Source organism: Paenibacillus sp. JT22N15 (genome assembly GCF_059383755.1).
In genome coordinates this window covers 1-16,789 of record NZ_JBXENV010000019.1, presented here as the reverse complement: position 1 = coordinate 16,789, position 16,789 = coordinate 1, and the positions used below count along the sequence as shown (strand labels likewise).

The window sequence follows — 16,789 nt, the reverse complement described above, 5'->3', positions numbered from 1 at the left end:
CTATACGCATGAGCGCCCACCGACCGCTTCCAGCTTAGAAAATGAAAAAAAACGCGAAGAACTGTCGTCTCCGCGTTTAGTATAGCCTGTCGGCATCTATAGATCTGATGTTATGTCTGGGTAATTCGGACTTGACCTTCATCATTGCATACGGTCACTTCCACCGACTCCGTCAGTATATCCGCATAACTGTAGGAAACACGCTTGAATGACTGCGATTCCTGATCCAGTTTAACAATGAAAACAGAAGGGTAGGTTTCTTCCAACACACCGGTGCGCTCAACGGTCTTACGACGACCGCCATTTGCTCGCAGACGAATCTTGGAGCCCACATGAGCTTCCAAATTGCGTTTTATATCCAGTAGGGCATTTTTTGCCATTGTCCACTACCACCTCTTTCCTTGTCCATTATAACAAAATGGAGAGGGGTTGTCAAACAAAGCAAAATATTATATCAGTCAACTTATTTAATTGTCAACGGTGTTTTCATCCATTTTTATCATTCCATGAATAATTTATCGAAAAATTATAAAATCAATGAAGCCGAGAACTGTTGCGAGTCTCAACTGCACTCGGCCGTTTGTTAGGAAATGCTTTGCAAGGATGACTCGGCTGCCTTAATTTTAGGTTTTGGCAAACCAATTCGGTACCTTCCCAGCGTCTCAATGCCGCCTACGCCATCAATGCCACTGATGGTGCCATGAATGACATCAGCCAGGTTAATTGTATCTCGTATGGACGTATAGCTTGCTTTGATCGCAATGTATACCGGGTCTAACGCATGAATCAAAATTCTCCCGGGCGAGCTTGCGAAGTTCGAACCGGCTTGCAGCAGCGCCTCAAAATGCGACTGGCACGCTCCCGCAATGACGACAAGGCCGTCGCGGTTCTTCTCATACTCCCGTGCTACGCGGACCGCATTATAGAAGCTCTGCGAGTTTTTATAGCTGCTTAGGCTGTGCAGATCGGCTTCCAGCCTTGTTTTTAGCACACCGTCATGTCCCGTAATGACCACAATGTCCGGCTTCACTTGAGGCAGCAGACGGTAAAGCAAATCAGCCATCTGTGATTCATGCGCGTGCACGCCGTGTGCCGGTACGTTCATCGTCTGGTACAGCTGCATGCTTTTACGCAAATAATTGCCGTCACCGTCCAAATGCAGCACTTTGCCGGGCACCTCGAAGAAAGGCTGGCTTTGTGGCATCGCATGCCGAATATCCGCCTTCACCTGAACGGCCATTTGCTCATGCTGCTGACGAATGCGGCTGAGCGAGTCGTTTACTTTCACTCGAACCAGCTGCGTAGCTTTTTCTTTTTTTGGATCGCGAACAACCGATAAATCAGGAATCGGTGCATCCGCAAGCAATCGGTAATCCGTGCCTTTCAACAGGGCATGATGTGTTCGAACAGCTTCTACGCGGAATAGCACGTCACCGCCATACGATTTGCGGACGACCAGCTCCCCTTGCTCCATAGGTAAATCACCTCTTCGTCTATCCTATGGGCATAAGGCGTGTAGTGTGCGCAAAAAACAAACGGGCGCCCCGAGGCCATTGCCCGGCGGCGCCCATCTTTATTTAGCCTTTCCAGCCCACTTCCAAAAATGCACGGCTGATCTTGGCGAATTCCTCCAGCGACAATGTTTCACCCCGCCGCGCAGGATCGATCGCAAGCCCCTGCAGCAGCGTTGTAAGGGCCTCCCGCTGTTCCTTGCCCACAAGCGCCGTCAAATTGTTGTAGAGCGTCTTGCGGCGCTGTGCGAAGCTGGCCTGCACGACGCGGAAGAAATGCGCCTCATCGGGCACATCAACAGCCGGCTTGTCCCGCAGCGCAAGCTTAATGACAGCTGAATCCACATTCGGCTGTGGAATAAACACCGTATGCGGAACGGTGCAGACGAGCTTTGGCTCGCAATAATATTGCACAGCCACGCTCAGGCTGCCATATTCCTTGCCGCCTGGCTTTGCTGCCATCCGCTGCGCGACTTCCTTCTGGATCATGACGACGATGTTTTCCAGCGGCAGGCGCTCTTCCAGCAGCTTCATCAAAATCGGCGTCGTCACATAGTAAGGAAGGTTCGCCACGACGCTAACGCCCGTTACGCCGCTGAAGCGCTCTTCGAACAGCTGCTTCAGGTCGAGCTTAAGCACATCGCCGTGCACAATGCCCACATTCGCTTCGCCTTCGAAAATATCATGCAAAATCGGAATGAGCCGATTGTCGATTTCAACAGCCGTTACCGTTCCCGCAACTGCAGCAAGGCGCTGCGTCAATGCTCCGATACCAGGGCCGATCTCAAGCGCGCCTTTTGTCTCGTCAAGCTCAGCTGCGCTGACAATATTGTTTAAAATATTTTGGTCGATGAGAAAGTTTTGTCCCAAGCTCTTCTTAAAGGAGAACCCGTACTTCGCAATAATTTCCTTTGTTCGTTTAGGCGTAGCTACCTCTGCGGCCTTAACTGCGCCTTTATTTAAGCTTTGTTGCTCCGTCATACGCCTTCGTCACCCCTGTTCCTGTTGTTCCATGGCTTGCAGCGCCTTCTCAAACTCTTCGCGCGTAATGCAGAAGCTCGTGCAGCGCTTGTAGAACTGCTTCCCGTTCGCATAGCCGATCCCCAGCAGCTTGCCCATAACCAGCCGCCGCTTTGCCGCTTCTTCATGCACAATTAAGCCAGCTGCCATCAGATCGTCCCATGTAATGGCCCCGACGCTCTCAGCCGTTTCTGTACGCAGCTCCGAGAGCGCCTGCCTAATCGCATCAGGCGCCGCATTCTCAATGCCGATATCCCCTTTATAGGAGGCCAGCTCCTGCGGTAAAAAAGCATGCTTGCAGCCCGGCACGCGCTGAGCGACAATTTTACGAATACGCTCTCCCGCATGATCCGGATCTGTAAATATAATAACGCCACGGCGCTCCTGTGCCAGCGCGATGCGCCGCAGCACATCCTCGCCAATGGCCGATCCATTCGTCTCAATCGTATCGGCTTCAACGGCCCGCTTAATCGCTACCGTATCCTCTTTGCCTTCTACTACAATCATTTCCTTGATCACATCGAACAATCCTTTCACAAAGGGAAACTTATCTTGGATATTCGTTCAAGCGTAAACGGCTGTCGCCGTCCTTTGGCGGCAAAGCTGCCGTTTCGCGGTGAAATATAAGCTGATTATAAACGTGAAACTTATCAATCTTATATTTCAGAAAAAATGGGCGATTGCTGCAACAACAACCCGCTCATTCACGTCTGTTTTATTATAACCCCAATTGGCCATTCAAGCGAATCTGACGCAAACAAAAAGAAGAGGCAAGGCCTCTTCCGCATCCTGTCATATTTAGCTTATGATTGCGATAAACTAGAGCACAATCCATAAAGAACTGCCACTAATTAGCTAAGCGATGGCTTGTTAGGACCAATCACATAAACGGTAAATCCTTTTTTCTTACCAAATTTATTAGCTTGCTTCTCACTGTCAAAATAAACATCGATCTTATTGCCCTTGATCGCACTTCCGGTATCTTCAGCACGGCGGAAACCAATGCCCTCGATATACACCCACCAACCGAGTGGAATGATATCCGGGTCAACGGCAATTGTCCGTCCTTCCGATACTTTAGCGCCAGAGGCCGTAATTCCGTAGTCCGGGTGCCCTTCGCTCTTGCCCGTTGATGCTAAGCCAGCTGAATAGGCCGTCAATGTGACGTTGCTGAGCACTTTTTTGGATGTGAGCGTTGTGCCGTCTACCGTTACATTGTTGCTGGTTGTCGCTGTCGACAGCACAGTAACTTTAGGCTCCGGCTTTTTCGTACCGACTGCAACGACCTGATTGACCGCAACCGTTTCGACTACCTTGTCTACCACTTTCTTGGAGACAAGTACGCCATCTTCAAACTGCTTCTCAATTTTGATCGTTACGACGCCTTCTTTGCCCGTCTGCACAACCTTCTCCTTGCCTACTTCCAGGTTCGGATCTTCCTTCTTCACAATGGTGAACGGTGTTGTGCTGGACGACTTGCCTAGCTTCGTATCGACGCGAATGACTGTTACGGTCATATCCGCGCTGACGCCCGAGCCAAGCGAAGGTAATACTTTATCATCATCTTCAACAGGAATATTTAATTTCTTTATCGCTGCCTGCACGGTTTTCTCTGTCGTGTACACCGTTGATGTTTTGCCATCAGCTTTTACAAGTAGCGGTACCGCATGCTTAATTTCAAAGCGGTCCCCATCCTTTACTGCCGTATTCAGAGGTACAGATACCTCGTCATGCGGGCCAATTGTAATAGCTTGTTCATCCAGTAGGCGTTGCAGGACCCATTGTTTCGTTGAAACAACGGTTTCTTGTCCATTCACTACTACGGATACGCTTTTGTCAGCCGATCCGTACAACAACACCAAAAACATGAAAGTCATAGCGATTGAGATCGTAGTACTCAAAAGAATCAAACGCAAGTTTTCACGCTTCCATCGCAATGCGAAAGACATGCTGGATGATCGTTTCCCATGGGTCTCACTTGCTTGAATAATGCCCACTTCATCGGTCCTCCTTCATAGCCCCGCCGTCGAATTACGCATGATACCATTGACGCGACTATAGTATATTGGCGTGCTTCTAGCACGCTCCAGTATATTTCCTCTGCAACCTCCTAGATTTACCCTATGACGACGGTTTACCCAATATTCAAAAATAAAAAGAAAGCCCGTCGACAGAGGATCTGTTTCGTGGCTTCCCGGGAACGTCAAAATAGACTATTCAGGAATGGTGGATGCACGAGGTTGATCACTCTCTATAAACGCTTACGAGGTTAGCTGTCGGGTTCGGGCAAGAGAGCTGCCCTATCGTCGGAAGAATGCTCATGGCAATCCCCGCCAAATTCACCCCTAGAAGAAATTCAGGTGCGCGTGCAATGTGATCCGCAAATTCCTCACAGCATCGTGCATGGTTCCCCCGCTCTCCAAAGTTCGAAGATTAAGCGCAAACTGGAAATCCAATACAAAAATTTAAAGCTCTGAAATGAATCATACCTTCATCGGAGCCTAATTGTAAAGATCAGATAAAAACCGATTTAAGCGAAATTTTAGGATATTTACGGAAAAGAGAGTCTATTTCAGCATGAAAAATTAGTTTTATCGCCGTAAAGGTCACTTATTCTCGTTTTTATAGCCGTTTTTACACAATTCCGAAACATTTTTTACCGTTTTCGGTCGTTAAATTGGCGATTTCGGCCACCGATTTTCCTAATATTTCTGCTGCGGCTTCCGCAACGAGCGACACATAAGACGTCTCATTTCGTTTCCCTCGGAATGGATGAGGGGTCAAATATGGGGCATCCGTTTCGATCAAAATTCGGTCACTCGGAACCATCGCAAGCACCTCTTTTGGCACCCTTGCATTTTTGAATGTAAGCGGTCCCCCGAACGATATATAGAAGTTCATATCGAGGCATTTTTGAGCCGTTTCTGGACTGCCGGAAAAGCAATGCATAATGCCGCCAACCTCAGAAGCATTTTCCTCCTTCAGCAGCTTGACAATATCCTCATGGGCATCGCGATTATGAATAATAATTGGTTTTTTCAACTTCTTGGCTAAGCGAATTTGCTCGCGAAATACGCGATGCTGGACGTCTTTTGGGGACGTATCCCAATGGTAATCCAGTCCGATTTCGCCAATGGCTACCACTTTAGGATGAGAGCAAAGCTCTTCAATCCATCCCAGATCCTCCGGCAGCATATCGATGCTGTCAACGGGGTGCCAGCCAACTGCTGCATATATAAAATCATATTTTTCTGCCAGCGCAAGTGTTGTTGGAATCGTTTCCCGATTGAATCCAATATTAACCATTAAATCCACCCCTGCCGCACGCGCTCTTTCGATAACAGCTTCGCGGTCTTCGTCAAAATGCGGGGAGTCCAAATGGGTGTGTGTGTCGAATAAAGAAATCATAATTGAGCAAGCTCCTTCTATATTATAGTCTATGGTGAAACGGTCGAAAGCCGTCCTTTGGCGGCGCGTTTCAGTCCGAGAAATATAGAGAAAGTATGGCAAAATCATATACTTTCCTATATTTTAAATAACATTCGTACTTTATCGCTTAATTGATCAGCGGCAGCGCGCAGCTTCTCTTCCGGATAATACAAATGGGACTGGCCCTGATGAAGTCCAGTAATGGAACGAATGATGTCAGATTTCGTGGAAATTTCACTGACAGCCTCGTAGCTATCCATTAACAAAATCGGCGTCTTTTCTTCTTTTCCGCCTTTTTTCGTATCAGGCTGATACACATCATACGGTTGATCAAATGGAAAATCAATTTCCATATGGTAATCCGGGTTCAACCCGATCGCTGCAAATTGTTGTCTTACTTCATTAAAGAGGCCAATATCCGGTTTATCCAACATGATGTATTTATAGAGGCGACGCGTCAAAAAACGATCACATAGCTCCGCCAGCAGTTCATCGCCTTCGTCGCTCCATTCTATAAAGGCTGTCTGCAAATACGCCTCATCCAGCTTCAAATATTGTTTAACCCCAATTGTCCCGTCAAGCAGCCGTTTCAGCGGCTCCGGCATCCAACCAAATGTGTACCCACCCTCATAAAGCTCCTTCGCTCTGCGAAATATTTGTCTAAGGATGATTTCCGAGCTTCTCGTAACCGGATGGAAATAAATTTGCCAATACATTTGATAGCGGGACATCAAATAATGCTCTACGGCGTGCATGCCGCTTTCTTTAACAACAATCCTTCCATTAATAGGACGGAGCACACGCAGAATACGCTCCAGATCAAAGTTGCCATAATTGACCCCTGTGAAATAAGCATCCCTCAATAAATAGTCCATTCGGTCCGCATCAAGCTGACTGGAAATCAAGCCGCTAACAATTGGATTCGGATATGTCTTATTAATAACAGCAGTGACATGTTCAGGAAAGTCGTCTGCTACATTTCGTAGTATACGATTGACCTCGGTGTCCTCAAGCAAAATGCTGCAGGTCCACTGCTCGTGATGCGTATCGAATACTTGTTCCAGCGAATGGGAAAATGGCCCATGACCAACGTCATGCAGCAGTGCAGCGCAAAGCGCCAATAGCCGCTCCTCCTGCGGCCAGCCGGGAAAACCATTGCGTTCGAATTGGGAAATAATCTTTCTAGTAATTTCATACACGCCAAGAGAATGGGAGAATCGGCTATGCTCAGCGCCATGAAAAGTAAGATAAGACGTTCCGAGCTGCCGAATACGCCGTAATCTTTGAAACTCCTTCGTATTGATTAGATCCCATATCGTCTGATCCTGAACATAAATATATTTATGAACGGGGTCCTTAAAAACTTTCTCTTCCGATAGCTGTCGGTTCATTCAACAAATCAACTCCTTTTGTTCTCTGGTTCGACATAAAAAAGCAAAAAATATGTCGAAGAATGTCGCAAAACAGTTTCCAAAATGTCGAAGCTGTTGTATTCTATAGTAAGAGTAATATGACCTTACTATATAGTCAAACTCCCTTAGTAGCTGCAATTTTCTTCAATAATTTCAGTTGACTATTATGGGAAACGTTGGTATTATAGTAGACATAAAAAGAGAAACTATGTCGAAAAGTGACGAATACACTTTTTGATGAGAGGGGAAACAAATTATTATGATGAAGTCCACAGGTATTGTCCGTAAGGTTGATGAATTAGGTCGCGTTGTTATTCCAATCGAGCTTCGCCGTACGCTTGGTATCGGAGAGAAAGATGCACTAGAGATTTATGTAGACGGCGAGCGCATTATGTTGAAGAAATACGAGCCAGCTTGTATCTTCTGTGGTAACGCTGAGAACGTATCTTACTTCAAAGGAAAAATTGTTTGTCACATTTGCCTATCAGAAATGCCTTCACCTGTGACAAAATAAAAAAAATAGGTTATAATAACCTTATTCAACTAGTTAATTCTAACCTTTTAATACTCCTTATTGCCTTCCTGTGCTAGAACCCGGCCAGGAAGGTCTTTTTTTTCTCTATTTTTTGTTTTTCTAGCGGTTTACTTCATTATAAACATCACGCTTTGATAGACCACGATCTGTAGCTGCCTTTTTTATCGCGTCCTTACGTCCAAGCTCTGCTTCGTAATGCTGTACATGCTCTTCCATGCTCAGCTCCGCCCACCAAGCGGCAGCAAGCTCCCCCGTATTCTCATCTGAGCTGCTTCCTTCTATTATAAGGCAATACTCTCCCAATGGCGGATTTTCCTCAATCCAAGTGATACATTCCGTTACTGTACCACGCGCCATTTCTTCAAAACGCTTCGTCAGTTCCCGCACCATCGCGATACGACGGTCTCCGAGATGCTCCAGTATGGCATCCAGCGTCTTCCGCAAGCGATGTGGCGACTCATACAGCATCAAGGTGCCTTCCTGTGCTTGAAGCTGAAGCAGCCATTTCGCAAGTGACTTTTTGTCTCGCGGCGGAAATCCGGCGAACATAAAACGCTCCGTTGGCAAGCCTGATACAATTAAAGCCGACAATGCCGCATTCGCACCAGGTATCGGAACGACAAAAATACCCTGCTCCACCGCTTCGGCAACCAAATCTGCACCGGGATCGGATACAGCAGGCAGCCCTGCATCGCTTACAAGGGCAATCGATTGCCCCTCTTGCAGCAATCGAATAAGCTCGCTGCCACTCGCTTGTTTATTATGTTCGTGATAGCTCACAAGCCGTGTCGCAATTTCAAAATGGGAAAGAAGCTTACGTGTTTGTCTCGTATCCTCGGCAGCTATAAGATCCACTTCTTTCAACGTACGAATCGCGCGAAAGGTCATATCCTCTAAGTTGCCAATTGGCGTTCCGACTAAATATAACGTCCCGGCACCGTGTTGCTGCGGCCCGCTAAAGCTTTTTTGCACAAACATTGTTGAGCCCTCCTTCTAGCATTCCACTAGGCTAAGTATCATATACCATAATTGGCGGCAGCAGCCTCAGTTCCGGTCTGCCATCACGCATAGCCTCAATAAGCACCATATTGGCTTCGCCATTTTTATTCGGATGAATGAACTGTACCCGCTTTGGCTCCAGCTTGTACTTGCGCATCGTCTCAATTATTTCTACAAAGCGTGATGGCCGATGCACCATGGCTACTTTCCCAGCTGGTCGCACCAGCCTTGAGCAAGCTTCGACAATATCCTGCAAGGTTCCGTGTACCTCATGCCTGGCGATCGCATAATGCTCATTTTCATTAGAGTCTCCTGCTTCAGCCGACATATAAGGCGGGTTGACGGTTACCGCATCATACGTTCCATAAATCGCTTTATTCGCTGCAAAATTTCGCAAATCAGCTTCCACGATATTAATTTGCTGCTCCAGCCCATTCAGCTTTACACTCCGCCTTGCCATATCCGCAAGTCTTGGCTGAATCTCCACTGCATCAATTTGTGCTTTCGTCCGCCCTGTCAATAGCAGCGGTATTACGCCATTCCCTGTGCAAAGGTCAATGACCTTTCCTTTTTTCGGAATGCTTGCGAAGTTGGAAAGCAGCACCGCATCCGTCGAAAAGCTGAACACTTCCCTGCTCTGAATAATTCGCAGTCCGGTATCCATCATTAAATCGTCCAAACGTTCATTGATTTCCAGCTTGATCTGCTCGTCCACGACTTTCCCACTGCTCCCTTGACATAAAGATACCGTCCTCTTAGCAAGGACGGCATAGTGTTGACCGATTGCATTATTTATTTAAGAAGGATAAGCAGAAGAGACAATCGCCTTCTGTCCGCAAATGCCCATAATAGACATTGCAAATATGGAAGCCTTCATGGTAAAGTCTCGCCAAATTATCATGCCCTTCTCCTACTGAATATGCAGCTGCATCTTCGGCAGAAGTGAACAAATCGGCTGTTTCTGTCTGCTGCTCTACCTTTGTGCTTGTCCCCATCGTCTTGCCCGCATTTGATTTTGAAGCCCCTGCTGTCTTAACTGACAAAGGTTCCTCCACTTGTTGCGGTATCCGCTTCAAAATTTTGCGCAGCTGATGGTTTTCCATGCTTAACCGCTTATTCTCTTCAAGCAGTTCCTTCACCCGCAGCTTCAGATCCCCAACTTGACGATGAAACTCGCCCATTTGGGTATCAAGCTGATCCATTTGAACAAAAATCTCTTTTTTCTCCAAGTTCCCACCCCAGAGCTTCAAGCATCGTCTTGCACCTTAGCTGTAAGCATTGCGCTTGGTCGTTTGGACATGCTATGAATTGTTCTTAATACTGTCATTTCAAAATGACATCGTCTAACGGAAGTTCCTTCGGTTTCCCCGAAACTTCAAACAAGTGTACGTACACGGTCTTGGAACCAACATTGATTCCCGTTACCTTGCCTTCACCAAGTGAAGTGATAACGATCTTGCCAATCGCTGGAAGCTCTTCTCTTGAGCTTTCATAATTGTCATGCTCGTATTTCAAGCAGCACATCAAACGGCCGCATAAACCAGAAATCTTAGTCGGATTGAGCGACAAATTCTGGTCCTTCGCCATCTTGATCGATACCGGCTCAAAATCGCCCAGCCACGAAGAGCAGCATAATATCCGTCCACATGGTCCGATGCCGCCAAGCATCTTCGCCTCGTCACGAACCCCGATTTGCCGAAGCTCAATCCGAGTACGGAACACGCTTGCCAAGTCTTTCACAAGCTCGCGAAAATCTACCCGACCTTCAGCTGTAAAATAAAAAATAATCTTGTTGCGGTCGAACGTGAATTCGACGTCAACCAGCTTCATCTTCAGCTGATGGTCTTTTATTTTGTCTGAACAGGTTGAGAATGCAGCTTGAGCAGCAGAACGATTCTCTTCTACAACCTTCGCATCCACGTCGCTGGCAATTCGTATAACGCGCTTTAACGGAAGGACAACATCCGATTCACCGACTTGCTTCTGTCCAACCACTACTTTGCCATACTCGATCCCCCTGGCCGTCTCAACAATGACATGCTGGTCCTTGTCAACGGGATGCAGGGCTGGATCAAAGTAATAAATCTTACCCGCCTTCTTAAAGCGGACACCCACGACATTATACAAGGATTTAGCCCTCCTGTAAGTTTACCATTAATTGCTCTAAAGCGAGTTGAGCAGATACATTCGACCTAATACGCTTGCTTGCTTCGAGTGTATGCTCCATGCAAGTGACCCAGCCTTCCACTGGCCGGCTGAATGCATGCTTGCTTATCCATTCCAACTGATCTATATATACAATATCTTCTTGCCTTCCGGCCTGAAATTTAATCATGTCCTTAAACCATAATACAAAAAGAGATAACAGCAGTTGCGGATCTTCACCAATATCCTTCTTAATGAACTGCTGCTGGACGGTAATCATTGCCGCGGTGAATCGGGTCAGACTGTCCTTCCCTAATTGTATCACTACGTTTCGGATTTCTGCAAACTGATTCTGCTGGATGATTTCCCTAGCGCCGTCCAATCCCGAGCTCAGCTGTACGGCTGCGCGAGCAAGAATAGAGGGCAGTCCTTCATTTGTTAACGTTTGAAGCATCTCATCGGAAGACATCGGGAGGAACGGCACCCACTGGGTGCGCGAGCGAATGGTCGGCAGCACAGCTTGTCCATTATCGGTTATCAATATCGCTACAACAGGGGATAGCGGCTCCTCCAAAAATTTTAATAGGCTGTTCGCCGCTTGAAGTGTCATCGTTTCTACTCGCTCAATCATGTATACTTTGCGTTTCGCCCCGCTGCCCCGCAGCCCAAGCTCCCGCTGCAGCTCGCGAATTTGATCAATCTTGATCGACTGCCCTTCCGGAGCGATCCGAATCATATCCTGCTGATTGTTATTATCAAACTTGCGGCACTCCAGGCAGTGCCCGCAGGCATCATCGCCACCGCTCGTACAGAATAAGGCTTTAGCGAAAGCTTCCGCCATCGCCATTCTGCCACTGCCCTTCGGTCCATAAAATAAATAAGCATGCGATACTTTACCGCTTTGCAGCGCATGCTGTAAAATACGCTTCGCTTTCCATTGACCGGTTAGCTGCTCCATGCTCATAAGCTCAAAAATTCCTTCCTCGATCGTAACCTTTCCAATCTAAAACAATAAATTAATCAGCATGCCACGCACTTCACCGATCCGGGCTAGCAATTCAATACGCCCTTCTTCGGTCTCCAGCAGCTCCTCCGCCATATTAACGAGCTCTGCATCAATCTCGTCAAGCAGCTTATAGCGCTTCGTACGGCCTCTGCGGTCAAACCCTCTAAGCTCTTTAAGCCCGATGCCGCGCCTAACGGTATCCTCCAGAAACTTCTTGACCATCTGGCGGTAAAGCTTTAATTCCCGCACCGTCATTACTCTGGATAAATGGTCACCCTGTCTATGAATGTCCTGCAGCTTCTGCTGCAATTGCTCTTGTGTCCGCTGTGCTTCCTGCTGAACCATAACATCGCCGAAGCTCTTCATCTGCGGCTGCTTGGAAGCTAGGTCGTTACTCGCGCGATTCGCCCCAAGCGGACGAAACCCTGGATCAATTTTCATCCGTTATCACGTCCAATCAGAAATGTTCAAAGCGTTCTACCGGAACGACGAATACGGCAGCGCCACCCACTTGTACTTCTACCGGGAAAGGAATATAAGAATCCGTTGAGCCGCCGATTGGCGATACAGGCGTAACTAATTGATCGCGCACTTTGCAGTTGGTTTTGATCACTTGAAGCACTTCGTGCACACGCTCATCTTCAATACCAATCATAAAAGTTGTATTGCCTGCGCGCAGAAAACCGCCCGTACTTGCCAGCTTCGTTGCCCGAAATCCTTCTGTCACAAGCGCATTCGACAAACGGTTGCTATCCTTATCCTGAATAATCGCAATGACTAATTTCATCCTGATTCCTCCCATTATTCGTTATCATTTAAACGTAAGCTCTAACGTTGCTTTAGTTCAAAAACGCTAGAGTTTGCCCTCTATTGCGGCCAAAACATCTTTCAGCACCATATCCAGCTCCTGATTTGCATCAACTCGGACTATTCGCTCAGGGAACTTCTCCAGCAATATAAAATAACCTTCCCTGACTCGCTCGTGAAAAGCGATTTCCTCCAAATCAAGCCGATTAATCTCACGATCATCCGATTGTCCAATACGGGCAAGACCTACCTCTGGCGTCACATCCATGTAGATTGTGAGCTGCGGCATCGCCCCTTCAATCGCAAACTGATTAATCGACCATACCTCTTCCATGCCAAGTCCACGCGCATGTCCCTGATAGGCTAGGCTGCTATCCACGAAACGGTCGCAAATGACAAGCTTGCCTGCTGTAAGTGCCGGCATGACCTTCTCTACAAGATGCTGTCGTCTTGAAGCCGCATACAAGAGTGCTTCTGTCCTAGCATCCATTGCGGTATGATTCCGATCCAAAATGACTGACCGGATTTTCTCCGCAATAGGGATGCCTCCCGGCTCTCGAGTGGTCAACACTGCTTTGCCCTGCTGCTTCATCGTATGCGCAAGCTGCTCGATCAGTGTAGTTTTCCCCGCCCCTTCGCCGCCTTCTATTGTAATAAAAATACCCTTATTCAACGGTTCGTAACTCCTAATCTATGAAACTGAATTTTCAGCGTAATGCTTACTTCCATTTTAACAAAGCGACTTTCCCTTGTATACGAGCTTTTGCCGTCTAATCACATTTATTCCACGATTGCAATGGATTGCATGGCTGGATCTACCGCACCTTGGAACTTCGCTCCACTGCTAGCAAGCTCTTTAATATAGCCCAGCATTTCCGCAGTAAGCAGTTCGCCCGGATATACAATAGGAATGCCCGGCGGATATGGGACGATCATCTCTGCTGCCCTGCAATTTATCGCATCTTCCAGCTTCACTCTTACCATAGTCCCTTTACTCACTCGCGAAAAAGCAATTGGTTCTACCGATTCTGGTAAGAACAGTAGGTTCCCAGCTCTTGCAAGCGGTTGTTCAGCTATTACCCGTCCTTTAGATGCGATAATCATCTCCACTGCCTGACAAGCTTGCATGAGACGATCGGCATCCTCAAACTGAATGCCAATCCCCAGCAAAAGCACGACATGGCGCATATCCGCCATTTCTGCCCAGCAGCCCTGCTGTTCCAGCAGCTTCAATATTTCAAAACCGCTTAATGCCCCCGTTCGATCCCATAATACAATTCGCAATGGATCTAATTGATTGTAAGCGGGCATTGCGGCTAGCCTATCATCGCTTTGCTTCAATATCTCAATTGCCGCACAGCACTCTTCTATTCCTTTATGCAAATATGCAGCAACAGCTAATGCATCATCAAACCAGTCAGCGCCCGACGCCTCTATCATTGCACGGGAAATATCGAGCGAGGCCATAATTGGAAAAGACGGACTCGAGCTTTGAATCGTCGCTAAAGCTTCTCTAATGGCGGTTCGGTTAAGAAACTCACCCTGCACATGAAGCATCGCTCCCATTGTAAGCGCAGTGAGTGTTTTATGAGTGGACTGCACAACGGCATCTGCTCCAGCCGCTATCGCTGAGCCAGGTAGCTTGGGATGCAAGCCATAATGGGCACCGTGTGCTTCATCCACAAGCAGCAGCATGCCGCACTGATGAATCGCTTCAGCATAAGGTTGTAGGTTCATGCTCATCCCATAATAATTCGGATTATTGAGAAATACAGCTTTCGCCTGTGGGTATAAGTCCATCATCATCTTTACCTGCGCTAGAGAAGGCTGCGTTGCAATTCCGGTAGGCTCATCTATTTGCGGCATTATAAATACGGCCCTTGCACCCGCGAGCTTCAAACCATTAATGACCGACTTATGGACGTTGCGCTGTACGAGAATATAATCGCCAGGCTCACATACAGCCAGCAGCATAGCTAGATTGCCAGAAGTGCTTCCTCCCACGAGAAAAAAGCTTTCCTCCGCGCCAAAGCAGCGAGCTGCCAAGTCTTGCGCTTCGGCAATGGCCCCCTCTGGATGATGCAAATCATCTGTAGCGGACAGTTCTGTCACATCCAGCCTCATAATCGCTGTAAAAGTCTCTTTCATTGCTTTTATAAAATCGGACTCCTGCCCTTCACCTTCCCGTTCGGGCTTATCTGGCCCAAATGCCTGGCCGTAGCGATGCCCGGGTACGTGAAAGCTAACCGGCTGCGAAGCTGTATGTTTAAGCAGCATTTCATATAGCGGAGCATGTATATGTTGCATCAAAGAGAGCCGTTCCTTTCGCTATAAACTTAAATCTATTTTAGTGGATTTGAACAAGCTTAAACGGCTGTTGCCGTCCTCTGGCAGCAAAGCTACCGTTTCGCTGGTGGAATATAAGCTAATGAAAACTTATACATTCATATATTTCATGAAAAAAAGAGCGAATTCTATAGGTAGAGTTCGCTCAAGCATTTTTTTCAATGAAGATTTGCTTCATCTGATGGATAAAGAATGGATATTTAGCATCTTTAACGTCGGTCTGCACCATTTCTATTTCGCATGATTGGCATATAAATTCAGTAACGATGCGAATTCCTTCACCCTCGGCTTTATGTTCGCCGCATATAATACAATGAAGCTGATGATTTTCAAGCATTTGAATCCCGCCTTTCATCCCAACTCTATAGCTACTATTATGGCATATATTCTAGCTTTTTAAACTTGTTTCATAGCCCATTTCAAATATTTATATATCGTATGCCGCCAGAGCCCAGATGGTGAATACAAAATTAGCCGTGTGCTATCGCGGGAAAGCTCTAATTAACCGATATATATAGGATAGGCTTGAACGTTATGGAAGGGATGTTAGAAAGATGCGTCAATCATTATCTGAGCAGCAAGCTGCAACGATTTATCAATACCAGCTCGTTAAACGTAAAATCATTAGGCCTGAGCTTGTCCAAAGCCATATCCTTATTGCCGTTATATTCGTCGCTTTTCAGCTGCTTATATATGGTAGAGATGGACTTTTCAGCTGGTTGTTCGGCTTTGCTGTCATTCAAGTCATTCACCTGATTATATTGCTGCTGACCTTTATCCGAGTAGAAGAGGCAGCTGATCGCCGCTGGGTATGGGGTATTACGCCACCTTGGTTCGGCTTTAAGCCTGCAAACGATATTAAGCTTCAGCTTTTCCGCCGCGTACACCGCCAGTTGTTCTGGATAGGGCTTTGTGGCACTGGCATCTTATATCCTTGGATTTCGGAATCGCTTATGATCAGCATCATCTGTTGGCATTTGTGGCTCATCGTTCCGCGCCTCCTTTTGTCCGTCGCTTTTCGCAAACAAAAAAAAGAAGGCATTCTCCGCCTTGGAAAATACGAAGCCTCGTACTACCATCGTTAACTGGCTATCCTATAACGCAAATATCTATGATTATGAAAAAGAAGCTGTTCCTCAGTCATTAGTGGAGGAACAGCTTCTTTAAATGCATATTTACCCTTTAATTCAGTGGTTATAAATTAAAATTGAAACAAAAAACCTGCCGCAAACTGCGGCAGGCTTCTCGTGCTTGGCGACGTCCTACTCTCCCAGGACCCTGCGGTCCAAGTACCATCGGCGCTGGAGGGCTTAACGGTCGTGTTCGGGATGGGAACGCGTGGTTCCCCTCCGCCATCGCCACCAAACAGGTATTTTTCATTGAATCCCTTCTCGAATCAGCTTCGAAAAGATCCAACGATCATCAAAGTATTGCTACCCTGAAAACTGGATGCGAAAGACAAAGTCAAGAAACTTTAGCGTGTTGTTTAGGATAAGCCCTCGACCGATTAGTATTCGTCAGCTGCACGCATTGCTGCGCTTCCACCCCGAACCTATCAACCTCGTCGTCTTCAAGGGGT

At 47.1% G+C, this 16,789-nt stretch carries 19 protein-coding genes, 2 rRNA genes and 1 riboswitch; of the genes, 2 read left to right on the top strand and 19 right to left on the bottom strand.

The genetic code is table 11. From position 1 onward, the window contains the following. Nucleotides 1–110 precede the first annotated feature (110 nt). The 7 genes from veg to AC50X8_RS28415 all read right to left on the bottom strand — a co-directional run bounded on the left by veg (nt 111) and on the right by AC50X8_RS28415 (nt 7,351). Nucleotides 111–380, bottom strand: coding sequence for a biofilm formation stimulator Veg (gene veg, locus AC50X8_RS28445; protein WP_056034935.1), 270 nt, complete (start codon nt 378–380; stop codon nt 111–113). Nucleotides 381–583: 203 nt separating this feature from the next. Continuing rightward, complete coding sequence (gene yabG, locus AC50X8_RS28440) at nt 584–1,474, bottom strand: sporulation peptidase YabG (RefSeq protein WP_056034938.1); 891 nt, start codon at nt 1,472–1,474, stop codon at nt 584–586. Between the two features lie 103 nt (nt 1,475–1,577). Continuing rightward, nucleotides 1,578–2,492, bottom strand: a complete 915-nt coding sequence (rsmA, locus tag AC50X8_RS28435; RefSeq protein WP_056034941.1) for a 16S rRNA (adenine(1518)-N(6)/adenine(1519)-N(6))-dimethyltransferase RsmA — start codon at nt 2,490–2,492, stop codon at nt 1,578–1,580. A 9-nt stretch (nt 2,493–2,501) separates the two neighbouring features. Continuing rightward, nucleotides 2,502–3,050: a ribonuclease M5 gene (rnmV, locus tag AC50X8_RS28430; RefSeq protein ID WP_056034944.1), complete on the bottom strand. Its 549-nt coding sequence runs from the start codon at nt 3,048–3,050 to the stop codon at nt 2,502–2,504. 332 nt (nt 3,051–3,382) lie between these two features. Next, nucleotides 3,383–4,528, bottom strand: coding sequence for a resuscitation-promoting factor (locus tag AC50X8_RS28425; protein WP_056034946.1), 1,146 nt, complete (start codon nt 4,526–4,528; stop codon nt 3,383–3,385). A gap of 245 nt (nt 4,529–4,773) precedes the next feature. Next, nucleotides 4,774–4,981, bottom strand: a riboswitch (cyclic di-AMP (ydaO/yuaA leader). Nucleotides 4,982–5,165: 184 nt separating this feature from the next. Further along, the gene (locus AC50X8_RS28420) at nt 5,166–5,939 is read right to left on the bottom strand and encodes a TatD family hydrolase (RefSeq protein WP_056034949.1); all 774 of its coding nucleotides are present in this window, start codon (nt 5,937–5,939) and stop codon (nt 5,166–5,168) included. Nucleotides 5,940–6,055: 116 nt separating this feature from the next. After that, on the bottom strand, nt 6,056–7,351 hold the full coding sequence (locus AC50X8_RS28415) for an HD domain-containing protein (protein ID WP_056034952.1): 1,296 nt from the start codon (nt 7,349–7,351) through the stop codon (nt 6,056–6,058). A 280-nt stretch (nt 7,352–7,631) separates the two neighbouring features. Between AC50X8_RS28415 and AC50X8_RS28410 the strand changes: the two genes are divergently transcribed. Next, nucleotides 7,632–7,886 carry an AbrB/MazE/SpoVT family DNA-binding domain-containing protein gene (locus AC50X8_RS28410; RefSeq protein ID WP_012772023.1) on the top strand — a complete coding sequence of 85 codons (255 nt, stop codon included), beginning with the start codon at nt 7,632–7,634 and terminating at the stop codon, nt 7,884–7,886. Between the two features lie 120 nt (nt 7,887–8,006). On the opposite strand, the gene rsmI is transcribed toward AC50X8_RS28410, so the two are convergent. The 10 genes from rsmI to AC50X8_RS28360 form a co-directional block, all read right to left on the bottom strand. Further along, nucleotides 8,007–8,885 (bottom strand): 16S rRNA (cytidine(1402)-2'-O)-methyltransferase, encoded by an 879-nt coding sequence (gene rsmI / locus AC50X8_RS28405; protein WP_056034954.1) that lies wholly within the window; start codon nt 8,883–8,885, stop codon nt 8,007–8,009. Nucleotides 8,886–8,916: 31 nt separating this feature from the next. Further along, nucleotides 8,917–9,573, bottom strand: coding sequence for a tRNA1(Val) (adenine(37)-N6)-methyltransferase (locus AC50X8_RS28400; protein ID WP_056035000.1), 657 nt, complete (start codon nt 9,571–9,573; stop codon nt 8,917–8,919). A 121-nt stretch (nt 9,574–9,694) separates the two neighbouring features. Next, a complete protein-coding gene (locus tag AC50X8_RS28395) occupies nt 9,695–10,135 on the bottom strand; it encodes an initiation-control protein YabA (protein WP_494882912.1) in 441 nt (146 codons plus the stop codon). A gap of 94 nt (nt 10,136–10,229) precedes the next feature. Further along, nucleotides 10,230–11,033 carry a PSP1 domain-containing protein gene (locus AC50X8_RS28390; protein WP_046234497.1) on the bottom strand — a complete coding sequence of 268 codons (804 nt, stop codon included), beginning with the start codon at nt 11,031–11,033 and terminating at the stop codon, nt 10,230–10,232. A gap of 4 nt (nt 11,034–11,037) precedes the next feature. Next, the gene (gene holB / locus AC50X8_RS28385) at nt 11,038–12,015 is read right to left on the bottom strand and encodes a DNA polymerase III subunit delta' (protein ID WP_056034957.1); all 978 of its coding nucleotides are present in this window, start codon (nt 12,013–12,015) and stop codon (nt 11,038–11,040) included. A gap of 39 nt (nt 12,016–12,054) precedes the next feature. Next, nucleotides 12,055–12,498, bottom strand: a complete 444-nt coding sequence (locus tag AC50X8_RS28380; RefSeq protein ID WP_046234499.1) for a YaaR family protein — start codon at nt 12,496–12,498, stop codon at nt 12,055–12,057. A 16-nt stretch (nt 12,499–12,514) separates the two neighbouring features. Continuing rightward, the gene (gene darA / locus AC50X8_RS28375; RefSeq protein WP_046234500.1) at nt 12,515–12,844 is read right to left on the bottom strand and encodes a cyclic di-AMP receptor DarA; all 330 of its coding nucleotides are present in this window, start codon (nt 12,842–12,844) and stop codon (nt 12,515–12,517) included. A 66-nt stretch (nt 12,845–12,910) separates the two neighbouring features. Continuing rightward, nucleotides 12,911–13,537 carry a dTMP kinase gene (gene tmk / locus AC50X8_RS28370; protein WP_494865449.1) on the bottom strand — a complete coding sequence of 209 codons (627 nt, stop codon included), beginning with the start codon at nt 13,535–13,537 and terminating at the stop codon, nt 12,911–12,913. 107 nt (nt 13,538–13,644) lie between these two features. After that, nucleotides 13,645–15,171, bottom strand: coding sequence for an aminotransferase class I/II-fold pyridoxal phosphate-dependent enzyme (locus AC50X8_RS28365; protein WP_494882983.1), 1,527 nt, complete (start codon nt 15,169–15,171; stop codon nt 13,645–13,647). Between the two features lie 184 nt (nt 15,172–15,355). Further along, a complete protein-coding gene (locus AC50X8_RS28360) occupies nt 15,356–15,547 on the bottom strand; it encodes a sigma factor G inhibitor Gin (RefSeq protein ID WP_081418785.1) in 192 nt (63 codons plus the stop codon). Nucleotides 15,548–15,764: 217 nt separating this feature from the next. Between AC50X8_RS28360 and AC50X8_RS28355 the strand changes: the two genes are divergently transcribed. Then, nucleotides 15,765–16,295, top strand: a complete 531-nt coding sequence (locus AC50X8_RS28355) for a transposase (protein ID WP_494882909.1) — start codon at nt 15,765–15,767, stop codon at nt 16,293–16,295. Nucleotides 16,296–16,459: 164 nt separating this feature from the next. Here the strand turns inward: AC50X8_RS28355 and rrf are convergent. Further along, nucleotides 16,460–16,576: ribosomal RNA gene (gene rrf / locus AC50X8_RS28350) — 5S ribosomal RNA — on the bottom strand. Between the two features lie 121 nt (nt 16,577–16,697). Further along, a 23S ribosomal RNA gene (locus AC50X8_RS28345) occupies nt 16,698–16,789 on the bottom strand; the annotation flags it as partial.